This window comes from Methylobacterium sp. J-092, from assembly GCF_022829325.1.
Taxonomy (GTDB): Bacteria; Pseudomonadota; Alphaproteobacteria; order Rhizobiales; family Beijerinckiaceae; genus Methylobacterium.
On the sequence record NZ_JAKSXU010000067.1, the window covers coordinates 1 to 25,889 of the forward strand.

Annotated in this window: 26 protein-coding genes, 2 tRNA genes and 4 pseudogenes; 16 read left to right on the plus strand and 16 right to left on the minus strand. The window is 66.2% G+C overall.

The genetic code is table 11. The annotated features are described in order from the left end of the window. Nucleotides 1–472 precede the first annotated feature (472 nt). A complete protein-coding gene (locus tag MKK60_RS06070) occupies nt 473–1,135 on the plus strand; it encodes a CatB-related O-acetyltransferase (RefSeq protein ID WP_243984376.1) in 663 nt (220 codons plus the stop codon). 589 nt (nt 1,136–1,724) lie between these two features. Here MKK60_RS06070 and MKK60_RS06075 read toward each other — a convergent pair. From MKK60_RS06075 to MKK60_RS06105, 7 genes and pseudogenes are all read right to left on the minus strand, one after another. Next, nucleotides 1,725–2,717 (minus strand): IS481 family transposase, encoded by a 993-nt coding sequence (locus MKK60_RS06075; RefSeq protein ID WP_243984378.1) that lies wholly within the window; start codon nt 2,715–2,717, stop codon nt 1,725–1,727. Nucleotides 2,718–2,864: 147 nt separating this feature from the next. After that, the gene (locus MKK60_RS06080; protein WP_243984381.1) at nt 2,865–3,107 is read right to left on the minus strand and encodes a hypothetical protein; all 243 of its coding nucleotides are present in this window, start codon (nt 3,105–3,107) and stop codon (nt 2,865–2,867) included. A gap of 142 nt (nt 3,108–3,249) precedes the next feature. Next, nucleotides 3,250–4,053, minus strand: a complete 804-nt coding sequence (locus tag MKK60_RS06085; RefSeq protein ID WP_243984383.1) for an ABC transporter permease — start codon at nt 4,051–4,053, stop codon at nt 3,250–3,252. 418 nt (nt 4,054–4,471) lie between these two features. Then, a pseudogene (locus tag MKK60_RS06090) lies at nt 4,472–5,093 on the minus strand (transposase); the annotation flags it as partial. Nucleotides 5,094–5,357: 264 nt separating this feature from the next. Next, nucleotides 5,358–6,395: pseudogene (locus MKK60_RS06095) on the minus strand (IS3 family transposase); the annotation flags it as partial. 9 nt (nt 6,396–6,404) lie between these two features. Continuing rightward, nucleotides 6,405–7,217, minus strand: a complete 813-nt coding sequence (locus tag MKK60_RS06100; protein ID WP_243984385.1) for an IS5 family transposase — start codon at nt 7,215–7,217, stop codon at nt 6,405–6,407. An 88-nt stretch (nt 7,218–7,305) separates the two neighbouring features. Then, a pseudogene (locus tag MKK60_RS06105) lies at nt 7,306–7,435 on the minus strand (IS3 family transposase); the annotation flags it as partial. 294 nt (nt 7,436–7,729) lie between these two features. Between MKK60_RS06105 and MKK60_RS06110 the strand changes: the two are divergent. The 5 genes and pseudogenes from MKK60_RS06110 to MKK60_RS06125 all read left to right on the plus strand — a co-directional run bounded on the left by MKK60_RS06110 (nt 7,730) and on the right by MKK60_RS06125 (nt 10,734). Continuing rightward, entirely contained in the window at nt 7,730–7,921 is a 192-nt protein-coding gene (locus MKK60_RS06110; RefSeq protein WP_243984387.1) for a hypothetical protein, read from the plus strand. A 65-nt stretch (nt 7,922–7,986) separates the two neighbouring features. Then, on the plus strand, nt 7,987–8,385 hold the full coding sequence (locus MKK60_RS28420; protein WP_279603997.1) for an IS5 family transposase: 399 nt from the start codon (nt 7,987–7,989) through the stop codon (nt 8,383–8,385). Nucleotides 8,386–8,439: 54 nt separating this feature from the next. Continuing rightward, on the plus strand, nt 8,440–8,757 hold the full coding sequence (locus MKK60_RS28425) for a transposase (protein ID WP_279603998.1): 318 nt from the start codon (nt 8,440–8,442) through the stop codon (nt 8,755–8,757). Between the two features lie 50 nt (nt 8,758–8,807). Then, complete coding sequence (locus MKK60_RS06120; protein WP_243984390.1) at nt 8,808–9,761, plus strand: glycosyltransferase family 2 protein; 954 nt, start codon at nt 8,808–8,810, stop codon at nt 9,759–9,761. Between the two features lie 215 nt (nt 9,762–9,976). Then, a pseudogene (locus tag MKK60_RS06125) lies at nt 9,977–10,734 on the plus strand (IS5 family transposase). Between the two features lie 324 nt (nt 10,735–11,058). On the opposite strand, the gene MKK60_RS06130 reads toward MKK60_RS06125, so the two are convergent. Continuing rightward, nucleotides 11,059–11,133 (minus strand) — tRNA-Gln (locus MKK60_RS06130). 75 nt (nt 11,134–11,208) lie between these two features. Between MKK60_RS06130 and MKK60_RS06135 the strand changes: the two genes are divergently transcribed. Together MKK60_RS06135 and MKK60_RS06140 are read left to right on the plus strand one after the other, a co-directional pair. Then, entirely contained in the window at nt 11,209–11,949 is a 741-nt protein-coding gene (locus MKK60_RS06135; protein WP_243984392.1) for an SDR family oxidoreductase, read from the plus strand. Between the two features lie 157 nt (nt 11,950–12,106). Continuing rightward, nucleotides 12,107–13,723 carry a peptide chain release factor 3 gene (locus MKK60_RS06140; protein WP_243984394.1) on the plus strand — a complete coding sequence of 539 codons (1,617 nt, stop codon included), beginning with the start codon at nt 12,107–12,109 and terminating at the stop codon, nt 13,721–13,723. A gap of 31 nt (nt 13,724–13,754) precedes the next feature. Here the strand turns inward: MKK60_RS06140 and MKK60_RS06145 are convergent, their stop codons facing one another. Together MKK60_RS06145 and MKK60_RS06150 are read right to left on the minus strand one after the other, a co-directional pair. Beyond that, entirely contained in the window at nt 13,755–14,207 is a 453-nt protein-coding gene (locus MKK60_RS06145; protein ID WP_243984396.1) for a response regulator, read from the minus strand. A gap of 121 nt (nt 14,208–14,328) precedes the next feature. Continuing rightward, the gene (locus tag MKK60_RS06150) at nt 14,329–14,796 is read right to left on the minus strand and encodes a BLUF domain-containing protein (protein WP_147725060.1); all 468 of its coding nucleotides are present in this window, start codon (nt 14,794–14,796) and stop codon (nt 14,329–14,331) included. Between the two features lie 240 nt (nt 14,797–15,036). Here MKK60_RS06150 and MKK60_RS06155 point away from each other — a divergent pair, with 240 nt between their 5' ends. The 4 genes from MKK60_RS06155 to MKK60_RS06170 all read left to right on the plus strand — a co-directional run bounded on the left by MKK60_RS06155 (nt 15,037) and on the right by MKK60_RS06170 (nt 20,718). Next, nucleotides 15,037–16,470 carry a flagellar hook protein FlgE gene (locus MKK60_RS06155; RefSeq protein ID WP_243984399.1) on the plus strand — a complete coding sequence of 478 codons (1,434 nt, stop codon included), beginning with the start codon at nt 15,037–15,039 and terminating at the stop codon, nt 16,468–16,470. Nucleotides 16,471–16,515: 45 nt separating this feature from the next. Then, nucleotides 16,516–18,363, plus strand: coding sequence for a flagellar hook-associated protein FlgK (flgK, locus tag MKK60_RS06160; RefSeq protein ID WP_243984401.1), 1,848 nt, complete (start codon nt 16,516–16,518; stop codon nt 18,361–18,363). Between the two features lie 10 nt (nt 18,364–18,373). After that, nucleotides 18,374–20,191, plus strand: coding sequence for a hypothetical protein (locus MKK60_RS06165; protein ID WP_243984403.1), 1,818 nt, complete (start codon nt 18,374–18,376; stop codon nt 20,189–20,191). Nucleotides 20,192–20,397: 206 nt separating this feature from the next. Beyond that, nucleotides 20,398–20,718: a porin gene (locus MKK60_RS06170; protein ID WP_243984405.1), complete on the plus strand. Its 321-nt coding sequence runs from the start codon at nt 20,398–20,400 to the stop codon at nt 20,716–20,718. A 5-nt stretch (nt 20,719–20,723) separates the two neighbouring features. Here MKK60_RS06170 and MKK60_RS06175 read toward each other — a convergent pair whose 3' ends face one another. From MKK60_RS06175 to MKK60_RS06185, 3 genes are read right to left on the minus strand one after another with little or no spacing between them, the layout of a single operon-like run. After that, complete coding sequence (locus tag MKK60_RS06175; protein ID WP_243984408.1) at nt 20,724–21,197, minus strand: hypothetical protein; 474 nt, start codon at nt 21,195–21,197, stop codon at nt 20,724–20,726. Then, nucleotides 21,187–21,567, minus strand: coding sequence for a rod-binding protein (locus tag MKK60_RS06180; RefSeq protein WP_243984410.1), 381 nt, complete (start codon nt 21,565–21,567; stop codon nt 21,187–21,189). The genes MKK60_RS06175 and MKK60_RS06180 overlap by 11 nt, the downstream gene beginning before the upstream one ends. A 35-nt stretch (nt 21,568–21,602) precedes the next feature. After that, nucleotides 21,603–22,733, minus strand: coding sequence for a flagellar basal body P-ring protein FlgI (locus MKK60_RS06185; protein WP_243984412.1), 1,131 nt, complete (start codon nt 22,731–22,733; stop codon nt 21,603–21,605). 238 nt (nt 22,734–22,971) lie between these two features. On the opposite strand from MKK60_RS06185, the gene MKK60_RS06190 reads away from it, so the two are divergent. The 3 genes from MKK60_RS06190 to MKK60_RS06200 all read left to right on the plus strand — a co-directional run bounded on the left by MKK60_RS06190 (nt 22,972) and on the right by MKK60_RS06200 (nt 24,221). Then, a complete protein-coding gene (locus tag MKK60_RS06190; RefSeq protein WP_243984415.1) occupies nt 22,972–23,397 on the plus strand; it encodes a flagellar assembly protein FliX in 426 nt (141 codons plus the stop codon). Between the two features lie 148 nt (nt 23,398–23,545). Continuing rightward, nucleotides 23,546–23,622, plus strand: a tRNA-Arg gene (locus MKK60_RS06195). 296 nt (nt 23,623–23,918) lie between these two features. Then, complete coding sequence (locus MKK60_RS06200; RefSeq protein ID WP_147859572.1) at nt 23,919–24,221, plus strand: hypothetical protein; 303 nt, start codon at nt 23,919–23,921, stop codon at nt 24,219–24,221. Nucleotides 24,222–24,246: 25 nt separating this feature from the next. On the opposite strand, the gene MKK60_RS06205 is transcribed toward MKK60_RS06200, so the two are convergent. Together MKK60_RS06205 and MKK60_RS06210 are read right to left on the minus strand one after the other, a co-directional pair. Continuing rightward, the gene (locus MKK60_RS06205) at nt 24,247–24,681 is read right to left on the minus strand and encodes a hypothetical protein (RefSeq protein WP_243984418.1); all 435 of its coding nucleotides are present in this window, start codon (nt 24,679–24,681) and stop codon (nt 24,247–24,249) included. Between the two features lie 96 nt (nt 24,682–24,777). Then, entirely contained in the window at nt 24,778–25,101 is a 324-nt protein-coding gene (locus MKK60_RS06210; protein WP_243984420.1) for a hypothetical protein, read from the minus strand. Between the two features lie 193 nt (nt 25,102–25,294). On the opposite strand from MKK60_RS06210, the gene MKK60_RS06215 reads away from it, so the two are divergent. Beyond that, nucleotides 25,295–25,534: a hypothetical protein gene (locus MKK60_RS06215; protein ID WP_147724686.1), complete on the plus strand. Its 240-nt coding sequence runs from the start codon at nt 25,295–25,297 to the stop codon at nt 25,532–25,534. A 10-nt stretch (nt 25,535–25,544) separates the two neighbouring features. Here the strand turns inward: MKK60_RS06215 and MKK60_RS06220 are convergent, their stop codons facing one another. Further along, the gene (locus tag MKK60_RS06220; protein WP_243984422.1) at nt 25,545–25,787 is read right to left on the minus strand and encodes a DUF6894 family protein; all 243 of its coding nucleotides are present in this window, start codon (nt 25,785–25,787) and stop codon (nt 25,545–25,547) included. Nucleotides 25,788–25,889: the final 102 nt, after the last annotated feature.

Sequence of the window (25,889 nt, forward strand, 5' to 3'; positions counted from 1 at the left end):
GCCGGCCCCGTCGGGCTGGCGCTGCTGGCCCTGGTGATCTTCGGCGGCCTGGCCCTGTGGCTGTTCGTGCGCCGCCACGAGACGCGGCTGCTCGCCGAAGCCGAGCGCGCGATCCCCGGCCCGCTCGCCTGAGGCCTCAGCCTCGTTCCTCCCTACCTCAGCCCGCCCGGCACCAGCCGCGGGGGGCTCCATGTGCTTGGACCCTCTCGCCGCACGTGCCACACGGTCGCGATCGCGGTAAGCACCCCGTGAAACCTTAGAGCCCGCTGGCCCCGTGCCGCGCGGGCATTTTTGTCCGGCGCCCGACTTGCAAAAAAGAATGATCAGGTTCTAATTCGATTTGTTCGGACCGGGACGCTTTTGGCGCCGTACCAGGCTTGACAATAATCTGTCTGCGGAGGGGCAACCCGTGTTTATAGGGCAGGACCAATCCTGGGTTAATGGCCGGGCTGATCTAGAGCCGCCCTGCCACATGTTTCGCGGATTTGCCGCATATCCAAGGCAACGTATTGGTGCATACTCCTATTCTTGGTCACACATTACGCCAGAAGTTGGAGAAATTGGACGATATTGCTCAATCGCGGCTGACGTCCAGTTCGGCCACACAGAACATCCCACTCGCTGGATATCTACATCAAGCTTTACCTATGATAAGAGCTTTATGGGGCCAAACAGTTCCGAGGGTATACAGTGCTCCCGCTATACGCCTGCCATGTTGCCTGTCGAAAAGAAGCGCGCCCCTATCATTATCTGTAACGATGTTTGGATCGGTATGCGTTCTTACGTCCGGGGCGGAGTTACACTGAATAATGGATGTATAGTTGGCGCAAATGCTGTGGTCACAAAGGACGTGCCAGCTTACGCCATCGTCGTCGGCAATCCGGCCCGAATCGTCGGCTACAGGTTCGAGAATGCGATAATCGCAGAGCTGTTGGCTCTAAAGTGGTGGGATTATAGTTTTACTGATTTCGAGGGGGTTGATGTTACCCGCCCTGACGCAGCTATCGAGCAAATTCAAAATCTATTAAAATCTGGCATGCAGCCCTATCGACCAATGTTGAGGAAGCTTGCTGGCGATAGCCAGCGCATATGGGACGTTGACGAGACCGAAATTCCTACCATGATCTCCAACTAGAAAATGAAGAGTGCTTCCGCGATAACAATGTCCAGCATGCTTGATGAACTCGGCGCAAAAAAGGTAGCTTGAAGGTATGATTCGAGAGATTGCTTCACCGATCAAACGAGTAACGATTCCGCTGAAATGAACTTGGAAGCCCGCTTCCTTTAGAAATGAAGGCACTCAGCTTCGGTGCGGGGTTTCTGCTCATCAATTTAAACGATTTGCCGGTCGGCTCAGTCGAGGGCGCGAACGAGTGAGGACGACGCTTCAAGCTAGAGCACCACGCTCAAGATGCAGCTCGTGAGCTATCCCGCGCGGGACTGGTCGTTCTCACTTTACCCGAGGGCGAGGTGCCCGGGGCTTCAGCGGTTGGTCTGACGTCGCGCGGCGATACTGTCCTTAAGATGTATCATCCGCGTCAGCATTTCCGCAAGCTGCCGAATCCCGGTGTCCGCGCGCTTCAAACAATGACGCGATCTCGGTCCGATGGCGTAGCATAGCAATTGCCGAGCCCTCTTAAACCCGCCCGGCACTGGCCGCGGCGGGCTTTTTCGTGCCCGCGCCCTACCGCGGGGCCTGCCATACCGGCACGCAGCCGAGTGGGCTAGATGTTTGGTCCCGGCATTTGGTGGAGCGGGTTTGACCTGAAGCGACTGGGCTCGGCGGCCCATGCTTTGCAGATGGCCTCGTAGGGCGTGAGACCCCGCAGGGTCTTCAGGCGGCGGCCGCAATTGTAGGCGCTGACGAAGTCGGCCAGATGGGCGCGGAGCTTGTCGTGGCTGTCATAGTGGTAACGCTTGACCGTCGCGTCCTTGATCGTGCGGTTCATTCGCTCGACCTGCCCATTCGTCCAAGGGTGCCGCGGCTTGGTCAGGCGATGGTCGATATCGTTGCGGGCACAGGCGGACTCGAAGCTGTGCGCTCGGAAGGTTTCTCCAGCTGCAATCGCCTCCTTGATGATGGAGGCGGCCGAGGCAACGTTGCCGGGTGTCGTGAAGTGGGTGCCATTGTCGGTGAGCACCGTGTGCACCTTGTAGGGCACCGCCTCGATGAGATGGCGGAGGAAGTCACCCGCAACCCGCCGCGTCGCCTTCTCGTGCAGCTCGACGAAGGCGAACTTGGTCGTGCGGTCGATGGCGACGAGCAGGTAGAGCCGCCCTTCCGCCGTGTGGACCTCGGCCAGATCGATATGGAAGTAGCCGAGCGGGTAGGCCTTGAAGCGCGACCGCTTGGGTTTGTCACCGTCGACCTCCGGCAATCGGCTGATGCCGTGTCGCTGCAGGCAGCGATGCAGCGATGAGCGGGTCAGGTGTGGGATCGTGGCCTGGAGCGCGTAGAGGCAGTCGTCAAGGGGCAGGAGTGTGTGACGCCGAAAGGCGACCACCACCGCCTCGTCCTCGGGTGACAGCACCGTCGAGCGAGGATCCTTCGGCCCGGTGCGCTGATCGGCGACCGAGGTCCGCTGCCGCCACTTGGCGACCGTCTTCTGGTTGATCCCGTAGCGCTTCGAGAGGGCCCTCAGGCTCGCTTGACTATGCTGGATCGCTCGACGGATCGCCTCAGTCGTCGTGGCGCTGCCGTGAAGAACCTGGCCCAAAGCGCGTCCCTCCACTACGGCGTGAAGACTGCACCATCAAACCCCGGGATCAAACATCTAGCAACCTCGGCGCCCTAGCTTCAGCTGGAGCGCCCTTTATGCGTCTACGGCCTACCGCGCGGCCTGCCACACCGGCAGGCCAACAGGTCACCCCGGCCGGTCCCGGCGGAAGGTCTGGTTTTCGCACCAGATCCAGGTGTCGCCGATCGCCTCGTCGCGGCGCGCGTTAATCATTGAGCCGCCGCAGTAGTCTAAGCGGACCGCGTCGACGGTCGGATGCACGCCGAACAGGTCCGTCGCGGTCCAACCGAGGGTGACGGCTTCCTCACCGAACCGGTCGAGGAAGTCGATCGCGACCTCGCGCTTCTTCTCCCAGCGCGGCCCGATCATGCCGAGGCATGGCGACGTAAGTGGTTCGACGAGGTGTCTAACCGTTGGATACGGAGGACGCCTCGTAAGCCAATCGCTACAACTATGCAGATATTGCGGTCTGAACAGCTCCAATTTCGTGTGATCGCACCCGACGCCAGAGCTAGGTTCTCTTTCGAACGACGTGCTTTTCCAACAATAGTCCGATCGTTAGGAGCGAAAGCGAAAACAAAATAATATAGAAGTAATCGATTGTAACCGGCAGATCGGGATAATATCCGAGCCTAACCCATTCGATGATACCGACGACGGGGCTATACTTAAGTAGGCTATAAATCTGATCCGGAAGAAAATTCGGCAGGAACATGACGCCGCTCGTGACGTAAATCACGATCGTGAACAGGACGCTTCCCATCATCCAGGCCGGGAAAAAGGCGATGATGCTGACGTTGATCGTTCCGAACCCGATGCCGAGCAGGATGGCTGCGAGATAGCCGCACATCGATGTGAACGGATCGATTGGCACAGGATTGACGCCAACTATCACCAGGATTGCAAACACCGTGAGCAAACCGAGGAATCCCGTCACGATCTCGACGAGGATACGGGAGAAGATGACGTCGAAGAGCTTGACCTGAGGGTAGTAGGTCAACGGGCGGTTCGCCATGACGGCCTTCATGACCTCGCGCGAGACGTACTGGAAAACGAGCGCCGGCACCGCACCGCTAGCGAAGAACAACGCGCGGCTGTCACCGATCGGAGCAGGAACGTTGCGCGTCACGTAGATCAGCACGAGCATGAACACGTGCACCACCGGCCAGAGTACGACGATCATGTAGCCCCAATGCGAGCCGCCGAAGCGCGTGCGCATGTCCCGCAACATCAGCGCGTGCAGAACATGGAGGTAGGACTCCATCTGGCTTCTTTGGGGCGGTCTGGAGATCACTTCCCGGTCGGTCGTGGACATGACGTCTCCTAGTTTTCGTGCGCCATCATCCCAATCGAAAGCGCCAAAATTATGGGATCGCAAAAGGCGTCGCCTGGGGTACTGCGCCGGCCGGACGTCGATGTAACAAGCACGACCAACGCGCGCATCGACTTCGGGTGCGCGGAGAGGTGCAACCCGAGGGGATTAATCGCAGTGGCGCGCTGAGTTTCCAGAGCACGCCCGCGGACGGACGACTCATCCGCCACGCTCGACCTGATCCGTCAACGCCCGCGCAGTGATCTGTGCGACCGCGATTCCTTCCTCACGCGAGAGGCGCTTGGTGTTCATCCGCCGGTCAGGCTCGGCGCACACATAGACGTAGAAGATCACCCGCCCGGCCCGGTCGATCACCTGGACCGGACTCGTCGCTGATCTTGATGCGCAGAGGTAGGCGGAGTGCAGCTTCAACGAGCGTCGCCATCGCCTGCAAGTCGCGCATCCGTGTCCGCAGGACGTCCAGACGCTCCGCGATGCGCACCTTGCGCACGCTCGCGACCCCGTCCTCCTGGCGGTCGGCGGTGTCGAGGGCGACGAGGTAGCGTGCAATGCTCGCCTCGACTTGCTCGATGCGGCGCTGGACTACGGCCAGGGTAAAGTTGCGGTCGGGTGTGTCCAACGCTTTGAAGCGGCTGCCTTCGAGCCACGACGCCACCGACCAGCAGGCCTATTTGGCGGTATAGCACTACGAACTGACGGCAGGAGGCCTGGATCGCTGGACCGTTGTCGCGGCGGAAGTCGGCGTTGGTCTTTAAGTCGGGGGTGAGGCGGCCGGTCAGCCACATCAGTTCGACGTTGCGGCCGACCTCGCGCGCCAGACGGCGTCTGGAGGCGACCTGGTTGAGGTAGCCGTAGAGGTAGAGCTTCAGTAGGGTCACGGGATAATAGCCAGGCCGACCCGGCTCGGCAGGCACGACACCAGAAAAATCAAGCACCGCGAGATCGAGTTCATCGACGAATACGTCCACGACGCGCACCGGATTGTCCTCGGACAAACAGTCGTCCAGCCGGTTCGGCAGCAGCGAGACCTGATGGTGATCCGCACCTCAAGCGAACCCGGCCATCCAAGCCTCCACCGTCACACAGAGATTATCAGGACCCCCATGTTCTCTAACAGCCTCAGTGGGAAGCGGACCCCGAATCTTCGTCCTGAAGCAGACGTTCTGCCGGTGACCTAATCTGGTCATCACATCGGTTTTAAACCACATTCGGAGGCAGTCGTTCAGCCAAAAAGCCAGCGCCGAGCATTCTGGCCTGCCCCGTTCGGTGTTTCGGGTTCGAAGTTCGTGCATTGTCGGTCGTGTGACGATGGCAGAACGAGTCGACGGCACTGATCCGCTCGGTTCGGTTGGCCAGGTGACAACCACTGGAGCAGGCGGCTGGTAGCCGAGCGACGAGTGCGGCCGGATGCCGTTGTCGTGCTTCCGCCATTGCTCGATTACGACGCTGGCCTCCTTGAGGATGTAGAACACCTCGCTGTTGAAGAGTTTATCGCGCAGCTTCGCGTTGAAACCTCTCGCAATACCCGTTGTCCCACGGACTGCCCGGTTCGATGTAGGCAGTCGTCAATCCCACCGCCGCGATCCAGTCCTGTACGGCCTTAGCAATGAACTCCGGCCTGTTGTCAAAACGGATATGCCTTGGCACTCCGCACAGACTGAATAGGTCCGAGAGCACGTCGATCACGTCGAGGGCCTTCAGCTTGCGGGATACACGGATGGCGAGGCACTCGTGCGTGAACTCGCTGCGCGGTCCTTCGGTTCATCGATGACGTTCAACATCCGGTACTTGCGTCCGTTGTGGGTGCGGTGCTCAACGACGTCGTAGGACCAGACGTGGTCAGGTCGCTCCGGCCGCAAGCGAAGGCACGAGCCATCGTTGAGCCAAAGGCGTGCCCGCGTTGGCTGGCGAGCCGGGACCTTGGGCCCCTCGCGCCGCCAGATGCCCTCATACTGAGCTTGTCGAAGGATCGACCCGCTTCACGTTCACCGTCCAGCCATCACGCCGGAGCAGGGCCGTGATTCGACGGTAGCCGTAGCGCCCGTACTGCAGCGCCAGAGCGACGATGGCGGCCGTCAAAGCAGCCTCGTCCTCAATCACGACGGCGACCTTGCGCTGGGTCGAACGATGTTGGCCCAGGACACCGCAGGCGAAGCGTTCCGACACACCGTGTTCGGCAATGACGTAGTCGTCACATGCCCGGCGGCGAGCCGGGCTCATAAGTTTCCCGAGGCTGCCTCCTTCAGGATGAGCTTCTCCAGGGTCAGATCCGAGATCGCCCAACGAAGACGCTGATTCTCCGTCTCCAGAGACTTGAGAGTCCGTCCGATAAGTCATGAGGCGCGTCCCAGCCGTCGAACGAGGATCATGACGGCAGCGGCGTAGAGGAAGGCCTGGGCCGAGGCGAGGGTCGCCTCCGGGTCTTTCCAAAGGCGACGGTTGCGGCTGATCCAGCCAAAGAAGCGTTCGACCACCCATCTGCGCGGGTGCACGGCAAAGCCGACTTGATCCTTGGGTTTGCGCACGATGTCGACGGTGATGATCGTTGCAGTCGCGGGCCTGTCGCCGGCACAGCCTGCATCGGCGAAGGCCTTGGCGATGAACGGGAAGGTCCGCCGCGACAGGCGCAGCACCGGTCCGGCCCCATCGCGATCCTGCACGTCGGCGGGCTGTGGGTCGAGGACGAGAGCGCGTCCGTCCGTGTCAACCAGGGCCTGACGCTTGCGGCCTTTAATCTTCTTTCCGGCGTCGTAGCCCCGCGGGCCACCGCTCTCGGTGGTCTTCACGCTCTGGCTATCGAGCACCGCGGCGGTGGGTGAGGCATGCCGACCAGCCCGTTCGCGGTCGGCCATGACGAGCGTGTGGTTGATCCGGCCGAACAGGCCGTCGTCGCGCCAGCGCGCGAAGTAGCCGAACGTCGTGCTGCGTGGAGGAAGATCCTTCGGGATCAGCCGCCATGCAATGCCGCCGCGCAGCACGTAGAAGATGGCGTTCAGGACCTCCCGCGTCGTCCAGACTGGCGGGCGGCCACATGGCGCCGGCTCCGGCATCAGAGGTGCGATCACCGCCCACTCGGCATCTGTCAGGTCGGTTTCATAGCGCAGGCCCGCACGGCTATGCTGCCGCCGGGTGGTCGGGGTCCACATGGCAGATCCAGGTCAGGTTTCAGCACCCTTCTGGAATCACTGCCATCCCGGCCACTCAACCCCTGCCTCAGCCCCTTATCGGACGGGCTCTGAGCCGCTTGACCTTATCGCCCTTCAGGCCACCGAACTCCGAACGCCAGCGATAATACGTGACTTCCGTCACCTCGATGGAGCAGCTTGGCGACGATCTCTTCCGCCGTATGATTCTTCCGTACCATGACAACATCCTCCACATGGCTCGAAGCCATACCTCAGGGAGGACCACTTTTCAGGGGGCAGGCCAATCCTCGCTGCGCGAGTGATGGCGGCCGGTTTGTACGCGGTCGTCCTCTACGTCTACGGTCCGGTTGCGTGGCGCGCTGTGGAAGAACGATCCGATCTCGAGCGACTATCTAATCGTGGGGATTTGGCTGTCCTTCGGCTCTCACCTCAGGCAGACGACCTATAGCATCGCCTAAAGCCTCGCGCCCTCGGACTGGGTCCTTAACAACGAAATCGTCTCGTTCATCATCATGGGCCCGGTCGTCGGTGCCGCGCTCCACATCGACGCACAAGGTAGTCTTGATGGGCAGGTGCCCAGGCGTAATCGCATTGAACTAGGCATCGGCGTTGGGATCGCAACGCTCGTCGTCGGCCTGCTGCTGGTCACCCGGCCCGACATCCGTCCGCTGATCGAACGGACCCGCTCCTACATCGGCAGCTAGGGCATGTCATCGTTTGAACGGATTGGCTTCGCTAGCGTTTTCATTTCTTTGATGCAGGAGGGACGATGCTGAGCGACGCCCAGTGGTTTGAACTGGAGCCCTTGGTCGAGGCCTGCCGGCCCAAGGCCAAGACGCCCCCACAGGATCTCAGGCGCACACTCTCAGCCATCCTCTGGCGGCATCAGAACGGGGCCAAGTGGCGGGCCATTCCAGAGGATCTGGGGCCGTGGTGGCGCGCGGCGCAGATCTTCATCCGCTGGTCGCGTGCTGGCGTCTGGGAGCGGCTGCTCGGCCTCGTGCAAGAGCAGGGCGTCCAGCTTGGTATGGTGTTCCTCGATGGCACCAACGTGCGGGCGCACCAAAAGGCGGCTGGGGCTACCAAAAGGGGGGATCTGGGGCCGAGCGAGACGCTCGTGAAGCGCTTGGCCGCTCACGTGGCGGCTATGGCTCCAAGGCTTGCGTGATCGCCGACGGGCAGGGTCGCGCCATCGCCTTCCGGCTGGCACCCGGTCAGGCTCATGAACTGCCTCACGCCGTCCCCCCTGCTCGACCAACTGACGGGCGTGCCCAAGTGGGTCGCCGGGGACCGCGGCTACACCAGTCACGCCTTTCGCCAGCACATCTGGAACATCGGCGCGCGACCGGCGATCCCACCTCAGCGCAACGAGGCGCCCGTCGCGTGCCCAGACTGGATCTACAACAACCGCAGTCAGGTCGAGCGCCTCTGGGCCAGGCTCAAGGAATGGCGTGCCATCGCCACCCGCTACGAGAAGACCGCCGCCAGCTTCATGGGCGTCCTCTCCCTCGCTGCAGCCCTCGATTGGCTCGAGCGATGACACGCCCTAGTCCACACCGGCGCGCTACGCGGCATCGGCGAGCCGCCGGCATGAAGTCCGGCCCCGAAGGCGCTATCACCGCCGGCTACCACGGGATGGCGGCTCTCGACGGCGCAATCGCTGTGCTGTTGCTGGTGGCGATCATTCAGGATGTGATCGCCTACGGCGCACCCGCTCCCAATGCGAATGCCGGTAGCCGGCACAGTCGACGATGTGCGATATGCGCGCAGTCCATGATTCTGCGAATGGAGCCCTGCGTGATCGGATTAGTGCTCACCATGCATACGCACGACCCCGAGCGTTTGATGCAAAGTGTGCGTGAGAGCGGTGAGGCCGTTCGCTGGTACATCTTTCTGCACAAGCACAATCCAGCATTGGAAGATAAGCTAAAGTCTTTTGCTGCGGCCAACGATGCGCAACTCTACCTTTATCGCGAGAACCGAGGGCTTTCCCGAAGCTGGAACGAGGGCATCCATCAGTCGATGCAGGACGGGTGCGAGCTGACATTCGTTTTGAACGACGATCTGCATTTTGTGCCGGGCGGTTTCGACGCTTTCGTTTCGCATCTACGCGAAGCCAAAGGGTGGTCTTTAGGGTTTATCAATGGGCTTGAGATCGGAGGGGCATCCGCTGGCCAAGTCATCGTTCAAGGTATGGCCTGCTTCGCCATCAGCCACGTGTGTACGGACACGGTGGGATACTTTGACGAGACATTCGTGCCGGCATACTACGAGGACATCGACTATCTGCGCCGCATGCGTCTGGCCGGATGTCAGCAAACCTTCGCTCCAGGCGTGCTGGGAGAGCACTTGCGGATGACGACGCTGGGGTTGAACCCCGATCTCCAAGCCTCCATGAGCGATTGGCACAGCCGAAACGAGGTATACTACACCCGCAAATGGGGACCGCTTCACCACGAGTACTACGACACGCCCTTTGGCGATCCGTCGCTTGGACTTTGCATCGAGTGGTCATCTCGCGCGGACCCGTACCCGGGCCGCTGATCGCTGGCGCCCGGCCTCCATTCTCGCAGAAACGCACCCCGCCCGGCATCGGCCGCGTCGAGCTTTTTGTTTGCTTAAGCCAAGTTGTCGCTGAATGTACGATACGCTCTGAAATTGAGAACAAGGACATCATGAGCGTCATTAGGTCGCGAACTCATAACGGCTGGCACGGTCGCTCGCCCTGATCGTTGATCCTCCAGCATGGAGGATTGTGAATGGCGCGGTTTGACCTGACGGATGCGGAGTGGGCGGCGATCGAGCCGGTTCTGCCGACGGATGTGCGCGGCAAGGATCGGGTGGACGACCGGCGGGTGCTGAACGGCATTTTCTGGCGGTTGCGCACGGGCGCGCCCTGGGCCGACATCCCGGCGCGCTATGGTCCGCACACGACGTGCGGCAACCGCTTTCGGCGCTGGCGCAAGCGTGGGATCTGGGATCGTCTTCTGAAAGCCGTGTCAGAGGCTTACGAGGGTGACCTGCAGATGATCGACGCCACCAGCGTGCGGGTGCATCAGCATGCGGGCTGCGCCAAAAAAAAGACGACCGATCCCGTGGCATGGGTCGCTCGCGCGGCGGCCTGACGAGCAAGATCCACGCTCTGGTCGATGCCGAGGGCCGACCCATCGCCCTCAAGATCACCGAAGGCCAAGCGCATGACGGTCGGGCCGCCGACGACATGCTCGGCGATCTGGGACCTGGGCAGACCCTCCTGGGGGATCGGGCCTACGACAGCGACGCGCGGCGCGAGCGCTTGGCCGAGCAGGGGGCCTGAGCGAACGTGAAGCCGGTGCCCAACCGCAAGAACGTGCCGGCCTTCAGTGCCATCCTGTACAAGTACCGCAATCTGGTCGAGCGGTTCTTCAGCAAGAGCAAACACTTCCGTGCGGTCGCAACACGGTACGACAAGGCCCCGGAAAACTTCCTGGCCAGCGTCAAGCTCGCAGCCGTCCGCGTCTGGCTCAGGACTTTATGAGTCCGCGACCTAGCATGGCAGCTGGCCTTCACCGCGGCTGCAAGATCTACGGTGTACCCGCTCGCGAACCGGAACAGGCTCACGGTCGGGTCGCGCATGAACACGTCGACGGCGGCGTTGACCTCGTCGGAGGCGATCGTCCTGGCCTTGATGAGGTCGCCGGTCGTTGGGTCTGCCATGGGGCGATCGTAAGTCGAGACGGGGGAGGGCGCTACCGTGACCAGCTCTGCGACTGTGCCGACATTCGTGCGGCCGCAAAACATCTTCTGTTCCGTGTTGACCGATTTGTCCTTGCTGCTAAACCCTTGCCGGGCTTGCAGTCCTTGGCTGGGGCGCCAGGATTCGAACCTGGGAATGGCGGTACCAAAAACCGCTGCCTTACCACTTGGCGACGCCCCACCAGAGGACGGCGCTGTCTAGACGCGGATGCGCGGACAGGCAACTGGTTTGACGGGGGCGGTGGAGAGGCGCGCGATGGGCGGCAGGGTGGCTTTGGTGACGGGGGCGGGGTCCGGCCTCGGGCGGGTCGTGGCGATGGCGCTCGGGCGGGCCGGCTATGCCGTCGTGCTGGCCGGGCGGCGGCGCGCGGCTCTGGACGCGGTGGCGGGCGAGATCGGCGCGGCGCTCGTCGTCGAGACCGACGTCACCGATCCGGCCTCGGTGGATCGGCTGTTTTCCCGCGTGGCGGCGGCGCATGGCCGGCTTGACCTTCTATTCAACAATGCCGGGATCTTCACGCCGGCCGCCGCCATCGACGCGGTTTCGCTCGAGGATTGGCGCGCCAGCGTCGACACCAACCTCACCGGCGCGTTCCTGTGCACGCAGGGGGCGTTCCGGATGATGAAGCAACAGGATCCCCGCGGCGGCCGGATCATCAACAACGGCTCCGTCTCGGCCCACGTGCCGCGGCCGCACTCGGCGCCCTATGCGGCCACCAAGCACGCGATCACCGGGCTGACGCGCGCGACCTCGCTCGACGGGCGGCCCCACGACATCGCCTGCGGCCAGATCGACATCGGCAACGCCGCCACCGAGATGACCAACGGGTTCGCCGCAGGCGTCCGGCAGGCCGACGGGTCGATCCGGCAGGAGCCGGTGATGGATGCGCGGCACGTCGCCGAGGCCGTTCTCTACATGGCCGGGTTGCCGCTCTCGGCCAACGTCCAGTTCATGACGCTGACCGCCACGGCGATGCCGTTCATCGGCCGCGGCTGAGCCGGTCGCTTCGCCAGCGCGTCTTTGCCAAGCGGCGGCCGGGCGCCTAGAGGAGGGCGCAAAGGTCGGTCGCCCCGTTCGAAGGGTGTGCAGGCCCGCCCGAAACTCCACGACACCGACCCCGGATGCGGGTCCGAGAGCCGTTTTGACGATGCCGATGCAGCCGCAGACCAAGACCGAGGCGAGACCGCCCGCCGATCCGGTGGCGCGGCGGCGCACCTTCGCGATCATCTCGCACCCGGATGCCGGCAAGACCACGCTGACGGAGAAGCTGCTGCTGTTCGGCGGCGCGATCCAGCTCGCGGGCGAGGTCAAGGCCAAGCGCAACCGCGTCTCGACCCGCTCGGACTGGATGGGCATCGAGAAGGAGCGCGGTATCTCGGTCGTCACCTCGGTGATGACCTTCGAGTACGGCGACTGCGTCTTCAACCTGCTCGACACGCCGGGCCACGAGGATTTTTCCGAAGACACCTATCGCACCCTCACGGCGGTCGATTCCGCGGTGATGGTCATCGACGCCGCAAAAGGCATCGAGGCGCGGACGCGAAAACTGTTCGAGGTGTGCCGGCTGCGGGACATCCCGATCGTCACCTTCGTGAACAAGCTCGACCGCGAGGCGCGCGAGTCCTTCGAGCTTCTCGACGAGATCGAGAAGACGCTGGCGCTCGACGTCGCGCCGATCACCTGGCCGATCGGCCGCGGCCGCAACTTCGCCGGCACCTACGAGCTCGGCGGCAACCGGGTCCGCCGCTTCGACGCGGCCGACGACGCCGGGACGGAAGCGGTCGCCGGCTTCGCCGATCCGCTGTTCGACCGGCTGCTCACCGAGAACGGCGAGGCCGATGCCTGGCGCGAGGAGGTCGAGCTCGCCGAGGGCGGGCTGAAGGCCTTCGATCTCGAGGCGTTCCGCGAGGGCCATCTCTCGCCCGTCTTCTTCGGCTCGGCCCTGCGCAATTTCGGCGTGCGCGACCTCATCGACGGGCTCGCCCGCTTCGCGCCGCCGCCGCGCGGGCAGGATTGCGACAAGCGCACCGTCGCCCCGACCGAGCCGAAGATGACCGGCTTCGTCTTCAAGATCCAGGCGAACATGGATCCGAACCACCGCGACCGCATCGCCTTCATGCGGGTCTGCTCCGGCCAGCTCCGGCGCGGGATGAAGGCGAAGCTCGTGCGCACCGGCAAGCCGATGTCGCTCTCGGCCCCGCAATTCTTCTTCGCGCAGGACCGCGCCATCGCCGACGAGGCCTTCGCCGGCGATGTGGTCGGCATCCCGAACCACGGCACGTTGCGCATCGGCGACACGCTGACCGAGGGCGAGGACATCGTCTTCCGCGGCGTGCCGAGCTTCGCCCCCGAATTGCTGCGCCGGATCAAGCTCACCGACGCGATGAAGGCGAAGAAGCTGCGCGAGGCGTTGCAGCAGATGGGCGAGGAGGGCGTCGTCCAGGTCTTCGTGCCGCAGGACGGCTCGGGCGCGATCGTCGGCGTGGTCGGCGCGCTGCAGCTCGACGTGCTGAAGGAGCGGCTCCAGGGCGAGTACGGCCTGCCGATCGACTACGACGCGACGCGCTTCTCGGTCTGCCGCTGGGTCGCGTCGGATTCGGAGGCCGAGCTTGACAAGTTCATCGATTCGCACGGCTCGGCCATGGCGAAGGACCTCGACGGCGCCCCGGTGTTCATGGCGACCACCGCCTTCTCGCTGCGCTACGAGGAGGAGCGCTACCCGGCGGTGCGCTTCACTGATATCAAGGACTACCAGAAGCGCCAGGCCTGAGCGCCGGCGCGGATCGGCCGCCGGCGCAGGATCAGTACTTGCCCAGCATCGGGAAATCGACGCTGAGCGTCGATTCCGAGGCCATCGGCGCCTCGCGCTTGCGCGGCTTGCGGTTGAGGACCTGCTTCAGCTTGGTCTTCAGCACCGCCATGTCGAACGGCTTGAGGATGAAGGCGTCGGCCCCGGCCTGGTGGGCGACGTTGATGTCCTCGAAGTTGAACGACGTCTCGGTCAGGATGAAGGGTGTGTTCATCAGCGCGTCGTCGGCGCGGATCTCGCGCAGCAGGCTGATGCCGTCCATCGGCTCCATGTCGAGGTCGGAGATGACGAGGGCGTATTTCCGCTCGCGCAGCCGCTCCAGCGCCACGACGCCGTCGGTCACGCCCGCGACATCCGGGAAGCCGATGCGATTCATCAGCATCACGATGAGGCGCAGAAGCTTTTCCTGGTCGTCAATGATGAGGATCGGTGGCGTCTCGGTCATGACATCGTCTGCGGCATGGAGCGGGCCGTGGGTTCAAGGTCCGATCGCGAGATTGGGTGAAAGGGATGAAAAAACTGCTCTCTTCCATCCCGGAGATTGCACCGGAATGAAATGACCCGCCTTAGATGAAGAGGTGGTCGATGCCCTGCTTGGACATCTCCTCGGCCTGAAGCGCGAGCGCCAGCGCGTGGATCGAGCTCGCCTTGGGCGTGCCGCGCTGGAACATCGGCAGCAGGTTCGCCTTGGCGAAGTGCGGGTCGGTCGTCGACGAGCGGATGCTGCTGCGGCAGGAATTGACGAACTCGCGCTTGGTGATCTCGCGCCATTCGCAGATCTGCACGTCGCGGTGGCGGTCGTCGGCGAAGATGCGGTTGAAGGTCTCGTGCACCGAGGTGCGCTCGCCCTCGATCACCTGCGCGGCGAAGTTCTGCTCCACCAGCAGGAAGCTGGTGATCACCGAGAACTCGTTCTTTTTCTGCGCGTGCCGGGTGATCTCGCCGACCTGGCCGGTGCGGACCTGCACGTCCGACGACAGGGTCAGGCGCGAGAAGTAGATCAGGTGGACGAGGCTCGTTCGCTTGGCACGCATGTGGGTCCCGAGTCCCGCGGACGACGTCGGGTTCTACCGCGCCAACGATAAGGGCCGGTAAACGCTGCCGCAGCCGGCAGAAGCTGCCGGGTCGGCGGACCGGAACGGTGGGTTTCTGCCGGGTTCGGCGACGGCGGCTCAACGATATCAAGGGCTTGGCCCTGGCACGGCGGTTGCGCGCCGATCCCCGATCAGGCGACCGCCACATGCGCGTCGCCGACCCGGGAAAGACGGCGCGCCATGGACATCTTCACCGCGTTGCAGACGGCGGTCTCGGGCCTGAAGGCCCAGTCCTACGCCATCGACAACATCTCCGGGAACATCGCGAACTCGCAGACCACCGGGTACAAGCGCATCGACACGAGCTTCGTCGACCTGCTCGCCGAGCAGACGCCGAAGCATGAGGTCGCCGGCACGGTGCTGGCCCAGTCGCAGCTGACCAACAGCCTCCAGGGCAACATCGCCTCGTCGACCGTCGCGACCAACATGGCGGTCAACGGCGACGGGTTCTTCACCGTCCAGGCCAAGACCGGGGACGCCAACGGGCAGGCCGCCTTCTCCGGCACGCCGGTCTATACCCGGCGCGGCGACTTCGCCCCGGACAAGGACGGCTTCCTCGTCAACGGCGCCGGGAGCTACCTGCAGGGCCAGAACTACGATGCGGTGACGGGCCAGGTCTCGAGTTCCGGCCCGATCAAGATCGCCAACCAGACGCTGGCGGCGAAGCCGACCACCACGATCACCTACGGCGCGAACCTGCCGGCGACGCCGGCCACGACCAACGCGTCCAAGGCCGGCGGATCCGCGCTCTACACGCCGGAGGACGCCAACGGGCTCCCGGACACCAGCGCGCTCGTCACCGCGACCGACGGCACCGCCACGGCGAACAAGCAGGTCAGCGCCGGAAACGCTCCCGCGTTCGTCAACAGCAGCATCGCCGGCCCGTCGCTGACCGCCTACACCACGACCGGCGCACCGGTTCAGGTCACCACCCGCTGGGCGAAGATCCAGGACGCCAAACTCGCGGATGCGACCACGACGCCGGCGACCGCGGCCCAGCCGGCGATCTGGAACCTGTTCTACGCCGCCGACAGCTCGGCCGACCAAACCAAGAGCGCCTGGACCAACGCGGGCAGCGGCTTTACCTTCGACAGCAGCGGACAGCTGATCCAGCCCTCCGGCGGCGACGCGACGATCACCGACATGACGGTGAACGGGACCAATCTCGGCAGCATCAACATCGCCTTCGACAAGACCACGCTGACCCAGTACGCCGCCGCGTCCGGCGCGGTGACCACGAACGCCCTTACGCAGGACGGCTACGCAGCCGGAACCCTGAACTCCGTCTCGGTCGGGACCGACGGCAGCATCATGGCCGCCTTCTCGAACGGCTCCTCGGTGAAGCTCGCCTCGGTCGGCATCGCGCGCTTCATCAATCCGGACGGGCTCAAGCCGCTGTCGAACGGGACCTACGCGCAGACGCTCGATTCGGGCGTGCCGCTGGCCGGCCTCGACGGGTCCACGATCGTGGGCGCCAGCGTCGAATCGTCGAACACGGACATTGCAAGCGAATTTTCAAAGATGATCGTCACCCAACAGGCGTACTCGGCCAACACGAAGGTGATGTCGACCGCGCAGACGATGATGTCGGACCTGCTCAATATCATCCGCTGAGGTCATGTCATCCGCACGCGGCAGTGAGAGAGGACCTCCGGCGCCATGGCTCTGAACGCCCTCCAGACGGCCACCGCCGGCCTCAAAGCGACGCAGACCGCCATCGGTCTGGTCTCGCAGAACGTCGCCAACGCGAGCACCGCCGGCTACGTCAAGCGGACGATCACCACAATCTCGTCCGGCGTCGGCAATTCCGGCGTGTCGACCGGGACGATCACGCGCAGCTTCGACGCCGCCGCCCTGAAGCAGCTCCGCCTCGAGACCGCCGGCTCCGCCTATACCAGCACCAGGGCCGACATCGCGGGGCAGGTCGACACGCTGTTCGGCACGCCGGGCAGCGCGACCGCGCTCGACGGTTTGGTCAACACCTTCACCGGCTCGCTTCAGACCTTGGCCGCGAACCCGACCTCGGCCGCCGCCCGCACGACGGTGCTCAACGCCGCCTCGGGCCTCGCCGGCAGCATCAACGGCATCGCGACGAGCGTCCAGGCCCTACGCAGCGGCATCGAGGCGAGCCTCGGCACCCAGACCGCCAGCGCCAGCACGCTGCTGAGCGGCATCGCCGCCCTCAACGTGAAGATCCAATCGACCACGGACGATTCCACCCTGGCCGACCTGCAGGACCAGCGCGACCAGAAGATCACCGAGCTGTCCGGCTACCTCGACATCCAGACCGCCGACCAGCGCGACGGCACCGTCTCGATCTCGACCAGCTCCGGCGTGAACCTCGTCGCCGGCGGCACGGCGGCGACGCTCAGCTTCGACGGCCGCACCACCCTCGGGCCCAACTCGGCCTATTCGAACGATCCATCGAAGCGCAGCGTCGGCACCATCACGGCGACGACGCCCGGCGGCGGCAAGATCGACCTCGGCGAGCCGGGCGTGCTGCGCTCCGGATCGATCGCCGCCAACCTCGAGCTGCGCGACACGACGCTGCCGCAGGTGCAGCGCCAGCTCGACGACCTCGCCGCCGGGATGGCAAGCGCGCTCACCGACACCAGCACGACCGGCACCGCCAGCGGCGCGGGCACGGCGATCGACCTCACCGGGATGCAGCCCGGCAACACGCTGACCCTCACGGTGAAGGCCGCGAACGGGTCGATGCGCAACGTCATCCTGATCGCGTCGAAGGGCGACTCGACGTCGGTCGACCCGAGCCTGACCGACGACGGCACCGCGCTGGCGCAGACCTTCGACGTCACCAAGGGTCTCGCCGGCGTCCAGCTTGCGCTGGGGAAGCTCGGGGGCGGCTATGGCTCGGCGCTGTTCGCGACCGCCAGCGGCGCGACCGTGACGGTGTCGGGCAGCGGCGGTATCAGCGTGGTGGCCGCCACGGCGACGAAGACCGCCCCGACGAGCGCGACCGACTTCTCCACCGCCTACCCGCAGATCGCGCTGTTCGTCGACGGATCGGGCAAGGGCCTGTTCACCGGGTCGTTCGATGCCGGCTCGCAGCTCACCGGCTTCGCGCAGCGCATCACCGTCAACCCGGCCCTCGGCGCCAACACCGCGGCGCTGACTGCGCCGGGACCGGCGCACACCGGGTCGAGCGCCACGCGGGCGCAATTCGCCTACGACGCGCTGACCACCGCGCAGCAGACCTTCTCGTCGTCGAGCGGGATCGGCGGGGTCGCCGCGCCCTACGCGACCAGCGTGACGAGCTTCGCGCAGGACATCATCGCCGCGCAGGGAGCGGCGGCGGCCAACGCGTCCAGCCTCGATTCGGGCCAGAGCGTCGCGCTCTCGACCGCTCAGGGCCGGTTCGCGAAATCGGCCGGCGTCAGCGTGGACGAGGAGATGTCGAACCTCATCGCCCTGCAGACCGCCTATTCCGCGAACGCCCGGGTACTCACCGCCGCCCGCGACATGCTCGACACCCTCCTGCGGATCTGAGGGACAGCCCATGACGACGATCAGCCCCTTCGCCGCCGGCAGCTACCTGACGACGCGGTCGACCTCGCAGCTCCTCGCGATGAAGAGCCAGCTCGACGCCCTGACGACGCAGCTCTCCACCGGGCGCACGGCGGAGACCTATGGCGGCCTCGGCGCGGGGCGGAGCAGCAGCCTCACGGCGCGCGCCACGCTGAGCGCGCTCGACGGCTACGATGCCGGGATCGACGCCGCGCAGACGCGGGTCCAGCTGGCCTCCACCAGCCTGCAGCAGATCACGACGCTGACGAGCGACCTGCGCCGCGGCATCGCCACGAATCCCCAAGGCGTCGGCACCACCGTCACCGCCCAGCTCGGCCGGGCCGACCTCGACGGCGCCGTCGACGCCCTGAGCCAGAGCTCGGCCGGGCAGTACCTGTTCGGCGGCCGGACCACCGACACCGCGCCGGTGAAGTCGACCGACATCATCCTCAACGGCGACAGCACGACGACGCCGAAGCAGGACGGCCTCGCGACCCTGGTCGCGCAACAGAAGGCGGCCGACCTGGGCTCCGCCGGGCTCGGCCGGCTCCAGCTCGGCGCGACCAGCGCCGGCAACACGTTCCAGCTGTCGGAGGACCAAGCCGACACCACCGGCGAGACGCGCGCGAATTTCGGGTTCCGCCTCGTTTCGGCGACCGCCACCGGCGCGATCACGGCCGCCGCGACGAACACCGCCACGCCCGCGACGGTGACCGGGCTCGATCATGCGCCTGCAGCCGGAGAGAGCTTCCGCGTCACGGTCAATCTCGCCGACGGCAGCCAGAAATCCTTCGACCTCACGGCGTCCGCATCCGTCCCGGCGGGTTCGACCACCGCGTTCGGCCTGTTCGGATCGCCTGCCGCCGCCGCCGCCGGGCTGAACGCTTTCGCCGCAACGCAGGGCGGCACCGTCGCCAGCGTCCAGAGCGGCAACACACCGGCCCTGAACGCGACCTTCGGCGGCGGCGCCTATGCGGCCTACGACATCGGCCTGTCGGGCCAGCCCAAGGTCGGCGACAGCATCACGATCGAGCTGGCGCTGCACGACGGCACCAAGACCAGCGTGACGCTCACCGCGGCGGCGAGCGGCACCACGGCCACGACCGGCACCTTCGCCATCGGCGCCGACGCGGCAACCACCGCGGCCAACATGAAGACGGCGCTGGCCACCGCTTTGGGGGCGGCCGCCGCCGGCCCGCTCTCGGCCAGCTCGACCACCCGCGCCGCGGAGGACTTCTTCTCGGCCTCGACCGCCTCCGGCCAGACGCCCAAGCGCATCGATACGTCCGGCGCGACGCCGACCTACAAGGACGCCGCCTCGACCAACACCGTGATCTGGTACCAGGGCGACGCCGCGAGCACCGATCCGCGCGCCACCGCCTCGGTCCGTGCCGGCGCCAATCTCGACGTCCCGGTCGGCGCGCGCGCCAACGAGGTGCCGATCCAGAAGGCGCTCGCGGGCTTCGCCGCGCTCGCCGTCGACGGCATGGCCGATCCGAGCGGCAGCACCGTCACAGGCCGGTACGCGGCCCTGACGAGCCGGACCTCCACCCTCCTGGGCAAGGCCTCGGACGATCCGAGCCTCGAATCGATCGCCGTCGATTTCGGCCTGGCCGCCAGCACCCTGACCTCGGCAAAATCCCAGAACGCGGCGACGCGGCTGACGCTGCAGAACACCGTCGACGGCGTCGAGAGCGCGCCGATCGAGGAGGTCGCCTCCAAGCTGCTGGAGATGCAGAACCGGCTCCAGGCGAGCTACCAGATCACCTCGTCGCTCTCGAAGCTGTCGCTGGTGAACTACATGAGCTGACGCCGGCGCAGCGGGACGGATTGATCGTCCTCGATCCGGCGGGCTATCCTGCTTCGACATGGCGCGGGCACCCGCCCGCTCACCATCGGATCGCGCACGCCCCCGCATGGCCCGACGCGCTGGGCAGGGGACGTGCGGGCCGATCGAACCGCCCAGGGGCCGCGATGCGTGAACAGGGAAGGCCGGCGGCGGGGCAGGGCCTCATCATGCGATCGCATCGCATCGCCGGCGTCATCCTGATCGCCGCGATCGGGCTGTCGCCGTGCGAGGCCCGCGAATGGGAGAAGGCGCCGCCCAAGGCGACGTCTCAGCCGTGCCCGGGATACGGCAGCGGTTTCGTGCGTGCACCGGGCAGCGCGACCTGCATGCGCCTGTCGGGCCGCGTCCGCGCCGGAGCCGACCTGAGCGCCGGCCGCAAGGTCGCCGTCGCCCCGATGGCGGCGGGGCGCTTCGCGATCGACACCCGCACCGAATTCGATCTCGGGCCGGTCCGCACCTTCGTCCGGATCGGCAACGGACGGCCGTGACAGATCTACAGGGTGCGTGAGAACGAGAGCGGCTCGCTGGCGTTGCCGCGGCCGTAGGGGGAGGGCGCCCGCGACGGCTGGCCGTAGACGCTCGGGGTGTTGGCGCGGCCGAGGTCGGCGGCGAGCGACTTGATCAGCCCCTCGGAGACCGTCCGCGCCGTGCCGAGCACCGCCTGGTTGGCCTCGACGGCCTGCGCGAAGCGACGATGGGCGCCCTTCAGCAATTCGACGCCCGCCGGCGCGAAGCGCGCCAGCGCGACCGCGTTGGCCTTGGCCACCTCGAGCCCCTGAAGGTAGGCGCCTGCCAGGGCCGCCTTGGCCTCCGCCTCGGCCAGACCCTCGCGCAGGCGGCCGACGCGGACATGGCCGGTCTCGGCGGTGAGCACGGATTCCAGCGCCTGCATGGTGGACATCACCTCGGCGACGAGGGCGTCGGCGCCGGCACGGTCGGAGACGCGGAAGGCGGGATTAAGCGGCATGGGCCGCCCCCGCGCCGGCAGCGGCGCCGCCCTGCATCTTCATCATCTCGGAAAACACCTGGTTGGCGATGCCGACGCCGCCGCTCTTCATGATCTGGCCGGCATATTCCTTGGTCAGCATCGAGCGGTAGACGCCGCCGCCGGTGCCGTTCTCCCCGAGGGGCCCGTCGGTCCCCTCCGACTGGGTCAGCCGGTCGAGGGACGATTCCAGGAACATCGACTCGAAGTCGTTTGCGGTCTTGCGCGCCTTCTTCGTGGCGGCCTCCGTCGAGGCCTGGGCGGTCTTCGAGGTGGTGTCGGCCACGGCGCCGGTGATGGCCTTGCCGACGCCGATGGCGGCGGAGACCGCGAAGGTTGCGAGCGGTAGCATCGTCTAGTGTCTCCGGAGCTTGGGGGAGGGGGGCATCACATCAGCTCGATGTCGGCCTGCAGCGCGCCCGCGGCCTTGATCGCCTGCAGGATCGAGATCAGGTCGCGCGGGCCGACGCCGAGGGCGTTGAGGCCGTCGACGAGGTCGCGCAGGGTCACGCCCTCCTTGACCAGGGCGAGCTTGTTGCCGTCGCCGGTGTCGACCTTCACGCCGGTGCGCGGCACCACCGTGGTGCGCCCGTTCGAGAGCGGGGCCGGCTGGCTCACCTGCGGCTGCTCGGTGATCGTGACGGTGAGGTTGCCCTGGGCGATCGCCACCGTGGAGACGCGCACGTCGCGGCCCATCACGATGATGCCCGAGCGCTCGTCGACCACCACCCGGGCGGTCTGGTCCGGCTCGACCTTGAGCTGCTCGATCTCGGTGATCAGGCGGATCATGTTGCCGTTGTACTTGGCCGGGATCTGGATCGTGACCGTGGCCGGGTCGGTCGGCTCGGCGGTGTCGGAGCCCATGAAGTCGTTGATCGCGGCGGCGATCCGCTTCGAGGTGGTGAAGTCGGGGTTGCGCAGCGACAGCCGCAGCGAGCGGGCGTCGGTGAGCTTGAACGCGATCTCGCGCTCGATGTTGGCGCCGTTGGCGATGCGCCCGTTGGTGGGCACGCCGCGGGTGATCTTGGCGGCATCGCCCTCCGCCGAGAAGCCGGCGATGGCGACGGAGCCCTGCGCCAGCGCGTAGACCTCGCCGTCGGCGCCGAGCAGCGGCGTCACCAGCAGAGTGCCGCCCTGGAGCGACTTCGCGTCGCCGAGCGACGAGACGGTGACGTCGATGCGGGTGCCCTGCGCCGCGAAGGGCGGCAGGCTCGCCGTCACCATCACCGCGGCGAGGTTCTGCGTGCGCATCGTCGCGCCGCGGGTGTTGACGCCGAGGCGCTCCAGCATCGCCTGCAGCGACTGCTTGGTGAAGGGGATGTTGTTCAGGGTGTCGCCGGTGCCGTTGAGCCCGACGACGATGCCGTAGCCGACGAGCTGGTTTGCGCGGACCCCCTCAATCTGCGCGAGGTCCTTCACCCGCGACAGCGCCATCGCCGCCGTGCCGCCGAGCACGAGCAGGGCGGCCGCCAGGACGAGGCGCAGGAGATCGCAGATCTGGGCGTGGCGCTGGGGCATGCCGGGCTTTTCGGGGTTGCGGACCCGCACTCTCCTGCCAGCGCCGTGCCAGGTGGCCGAAAAGTGCAACCCGCTGAAAACGCTGGCCTCTCTTCGGACGCGGCGCCTTCGGGACCGATCGTGAGCCGCGCGTTCCCTGCCGACCCGGCAGCTTCTGCCGGGGCTTTTACCGCTCGTTAACCGTGTCGAACCGACACTCGGCACGGGCCCCTCCGGCCCGTCGGGAGCGATCGAAGCGATGCGTGTCGAGAATCGTCCGGGACCTCTCGGGACGACCTCCGTCGGAGGCACGCGCAAGGCCGAGTCCGGCCCGAGCTTCCAGGTCGGCTCCGGGCCGGGTGCCCAGCGCACCGCCGGCACGGGCGCGACGACCACGCTCGCCGGCCTCGATGCGATGCTGATGCTGCAGGGCGAGCCGGACACCCCGCACGAGCGTCGCCGCCGCTCGGCGCGGCGCGGTCACGACCTGCTCGACGGCCTCGACCGGCTGAAGGCCTCCCTCCTGTCCGGCCGCGTCGCCACCCACGAGCTGCTGGTCATCGCCGGGCGCCTCTCCGAGCGCGCCGAGACCTGCGGCGATCCCCGCCTCGACGGCCTGATCGCCGACATCGAGCTGCGCGCCGCCGTCGAGCTGGCCAAGGTCGAAGCCGCGCGCGGCGTCTGACGCAAACCATCGGGGCTCGCGTCGAGCGCAAGACGCGACCCGACCGCGGCGCAGCACCGCGCGTTCGCTCCGGCGCGACCTGCGAACCGGTGACGCCCAGGGTTGACCGCAGGATGGACCCATGGCTCATACCGTCGTCGGCACCCCTGACTCCGTAGCTCAGCTGGATAGAGCAGCCGCCTTCTAAGCGGCAGGTCGTTGGTTCGAGCCCAACCGGGGTCGCCACCACTCCGTACGGCCGCAGACGGCGCGAGACGCTGTCGGCATCGGCACCCGATCATCGTCCGGTTCTTCGATTCGGCATCGCGTCGCCTGCCGCCTCTGCCCCGCACCGCATCGTCGACCAGGGCATCTCCGATACCCCCTTCGGACGATCGGGACCGTTGCAAGGGTTCCGCGTGAGGAAGCCCTGCGGGACTTCGCGATCAATTGCAGGATCGACAATCATCAAAAATTAAGACAAGTCCGCCGCGATTGCGTTACTTGGGTCTCGTCAACTCAGTTCCGACTTGGAGGCACCAATGATCCCTTATCGCGTGAGCGTGCTGGCACCCAACGCCGACGACGACCGAAGCCATAAGGTGATGGTGTTCGGCACCTATGCCGACACCGATGGCGAGGCCTTGCGGACCGTGTCCGGCGCGATGCCGGACGGGTGGCGGGTGGATCGCATTGCCGGTCTTCTGTCTCGGGCCGAGGTCGAACAGCTGCGCCTCGCTCACGGCGAGGTCCGCGAAGTCTCGTCCTTCACCATCGATGGCTTGCTGACGCCCGAGGATGCGCTCTATGCCAGCCAGGAGCGTTCGCGGCCCGAAGCGCCGTGAGTGCCCGGTGAGCCGGATGGCGGGCTCATCGCGGGGCGAACACGGTGATGTTGCTGTTGAGCTGATACGTTCCGGTCGGCGGCGTGTTCACGAAGCGCAGGTAGATCGGGCTCTCGCCGAGGATCGCGCCGAAGGACGGCGTGACCGGCATGGGAAAGCACTTGGCGAGGGCCGCGTCGGCCGCCTCCTGATAGTGCCGCTGCGCCTCGGCATCGCCCTTGAGCTGGCGCGCGATGATGCGCGGCGTGCCGCGGATCGCCCCCGTCTTGTCGAGGCCGAAGCGGTAGGCGAGGAGCGAGCCGTCCGTGCCCGCCGGCACCGTCCAGCACGTCGCGAGGGCGGACCGCATGTCCGCCCAGTTGTTGGCTCGCGCTCGCGCTTCGGGTTCCGCCCCGGCCGGCCCGGCGATGCTGCAGAGCACCGCCGCGGCGGCGGCGAGACGGGCGGGGACCTTTCGCATCGGCGAGCGCTCCTGTGGGAAAGGCGCCCCTTCGCGCCATCCGCGTCAACGTGCCGAAGGCCGCTCGGGCTTCACGTCCGTCGCGTTCCGCGCGCCTCACCGCTTTCCCCCTCGGATCAGCCGGAGACCGCCCATGCCCGGCGGCAGGTCGGGCGGACCCGCCCGGTCGAGGTCCGGAAAGTGGGCCTGGCACCTTGGCACGTACTGGTTGCCCCTTCGCGCGCCCGGTCGTTCCCGCCAGGGGCAATCGAGGGCGATGCGCTCCAGCACGTCCGCCAGCGAGGTCTCCGGGCCGAACTTCGCCGCAAGGCGCGCGAGCCGGTAGCTCCTGCTCCGGTGCGGGCACAGGGTGCAGGCCACCCGGACGACGATGAAGGGGTAGGCCGCGAGGCATGGGACCTCTGGCCGTCTCGGTGGCACCGCATCGACTCCCTGGCTCAACCCACGGTGAGAACGAACAAGGAACGAGGCATGCCACCGTTGGTTCGGTCAAGCTCGCTCCCGACATGCCTCCGGAATCTGTCCCGGGCTTGGCCGCAGGGCGGGGCGGCGACCGGGTGGCGAACTGGTCCGGCGGATGCTTAGAGACCCGCCCGCCACCGCAGGGATGCCGATGCACTGGCCCGCCGCCTACGCCGACTTCAACGTCTTCCGTCGCCGCCGGAGGCCCGAGCTGCGCTGCGCCGTCCGGCAGGATCGTCCGGTCCCGCGCTTCATCGACGGCGCGATCTGGGAGTTCAGCGGCACGGTGGTGGGCGAGCGGCCGCCGGCCGGCTTCCAGTCGCTGGAGGCCCATGAGGCGATGCTTTCGGCCGGCTACTACCTGTTCCGGTCGCCCGGCGCGCGGAACTGATGGCGGCCCTTCACACCGCGCCCACCTCCTCGAGATCGAGCGTGAGGGTGGCCCGCATGACGACCTTGCCGTTCTGATCCCGGACGATGGCGAGGTAGTCCTGTCGGTCCGAGACGGCGTCGAGCAGCTGGGCCACCCGCCGCATCACCTGAACCAGCCGCGCCTGCGCGGCCGCGATGTCGGGGAGGTCGAAGCCCTGCGTGTCGCGGACGAAGTTCGTTCCGTCGTGAAGGTCGATGTAGAACAGCGGCATCGCGCGCACCTGCCGTCGGCAAGCCCGCTCCGTACTACGCAGGGGGTGGCGTCCGGTACGGATACGTGGTCGCAGGTCGCACCCGGACCGTGGCGTCGTCGG

Excerpts from the sequence above, each read along its gene's own strand:
- MKK60_RS06070 (WP_243984376.1), top strand. The coding sequence starts at position 473 with ATGTTTCGCGGATTTGCCGCATATCCAAGGCAACGTATTGGTGCATAC.
- MKK60_RS06200 (WP_147859572.1), top strand. The coding sequence starts at position 23,919 with ATGATCCCTTATCGCGTGAGCGTGCTGGCACCCAACGCCGACGACGAC.
- MKK60_RS06120 (WP_243984390.1), top strand. The coding sequence starts at position 8,808 with ATGAAGTCCGGCCCCGAAGGCGCTATCACCGCCGGCTACCACGGGATG.
- MKK60_RS28425 (WP_279603998.1), top strand. The coding sequence starts at position 8,440 with ATGAACTGCCTCACGCCGTCCCCCCTGCTCGACCAACTGACGGGCGTG.
- MKK60_RS06145 (WP_243984396.1), bottom strand. The coding sequence starts at position 14,207 with ATGACCGAGACGCCACCGATCCTCATCATTGACGACCAGGAAAAGCTT.
- MKK60_RS06185 (WP_243984412.1), bottom strand. The coding sequence starts at position 22,733 with ATGCCCCAGCGCCACGCCCAGATCTGCGATCTCCTGCGCCTCGTCCTG.
- MKK60_RS06175 (WP_243984408.1), bottom strand. The coding sequence starts at position 21,197 with ATGCCGCTTAATCCCGCCTTCCGCGTCTCCGACCGTGCCGGCGCCGAC.
- MKK60_RS06150 (WP_147725060.1), bottom strand. The coding sequence starts at position 14,796 with ATGCGTGCCAAGCGAACGAGCCTCGTCCACCTGATCTACTTCTCGCGC.
- flgK (WP_243984401.1), top strand. The coding sequence starts at position 16,516 with ATGGCTCTGAACGCCCTCCAGACGGCCACCGCCGGCCTCAAAGCGACG.
- MKK60_RS06085 (WP_243984383.1), bottom strand. The coding sequence starts at position 4,053 with ATGTCCACGACCGACCGGGAAGTGATCTCCAGACCGCCCCAAAGAAGC.
- MKK60_RS06220 (WP_243984422.1), bottom strand. The coding sequence starts at position 25,787 with ATGCCGCTGTTCTACATCGACCTTCACGACGGAACGAACTTCGTCCGC.
- MKK60_RS06110 (WP_243984387.1), top strand. The coding sequence starts at position 7,730 with ATGGGCCCGGTCGTCGGTGCCGCGCTCCACATCGACGCACAAGGTAGT.
- MKK60_RS06205 (WP_243984418.1), bottom strand. The coding sequence starts at position 24,681 with ATGCGAAAGGTCCCCGCCCGTCTCGCCGCCGCCGCGGCGGTGCTCTGC.
- MKK60_RS06190 (WP_243984415.1), top strand. The coding sequence starts at position 22,972 with ATGCGTGTCGAGAATCGTCCGGGACCTCTCGGGACGACCTCCGTCGGA.
- MKK60_RS06215 (WP_147724686.1), top strand. The coding sequence starts at position 25,295 with ATGCACTGGCCCGCCGCCTACGCCGACTTCAACGTCTTCCGTCGCCGC.
- MKK60_RS06180 (WP_243984410.1), bottom strand. The coding sequence starts at position 21,567 with ATGCTACCGCTCGCAACCTTCGCGGTCTCCGCCGCCATCGGCGTCGGC.
- MKK60_RS28420 (WP_279603997.1), top strand. The coding sequence starts at position 7,987 with ATGCTGAGCGACGCCCAGTGGTTTGAACTGGAGCCCTTGGTCGAGGCC.
- MKK60_RS06140 (WP_243984394.1), top strand. The coding sequence starts at position 12,107 with ATGCAGCCGCAGACCAAGACCGAGGCGAGACCGCCCGCCGATCCGGTG.
- MKK60_RS06170 (WP_243984405.1), top strand. The coding sequence starts at position 20,398 with ATGCGATCGCATCGCATCGCCGGCGTCATCCTGATCGCCGCGATCGGG.
- MKK60_RS06155 (WP_243984399.1), top strand. The coding sequence starts at position 15,037 with ATGGACATCTTCACCGCGTTGCAGACGGCGGTCTCGGGCCTGAAGGCC.
- MKK60_RS06135 (WP_243984392.1), top strand. The coding sequence starts at position 11,209 with ATGGGCGGCAGGGTGGCTTTGGTGACGGGGGCGGGGTCCGGCCTCGGG.
- MKK60_RS06100 (WP_243984385.1), bottom strand. The coding sequence starts at position 7,217 with ATGTGGACCCCGACCACCCGGCGGCAGCATAGCCGTGCGGGCCTGCGC.
- MKK60_RS06080 (WP_243984381.1), bottom strand. The coding sequence starts at position 3,107 with ATGATCGGGCCGCGCTGGGAGAAGAAGCGCGAGGTCGCGATCGACTTC.
- MKK60_RS06165 (WP_243984403.1), top strand. The coding sequence starts at position 18,374 with ATGACGACGATCAGCCCCTTCGCCGCCGGCAGCTACCTGACGACGCGG.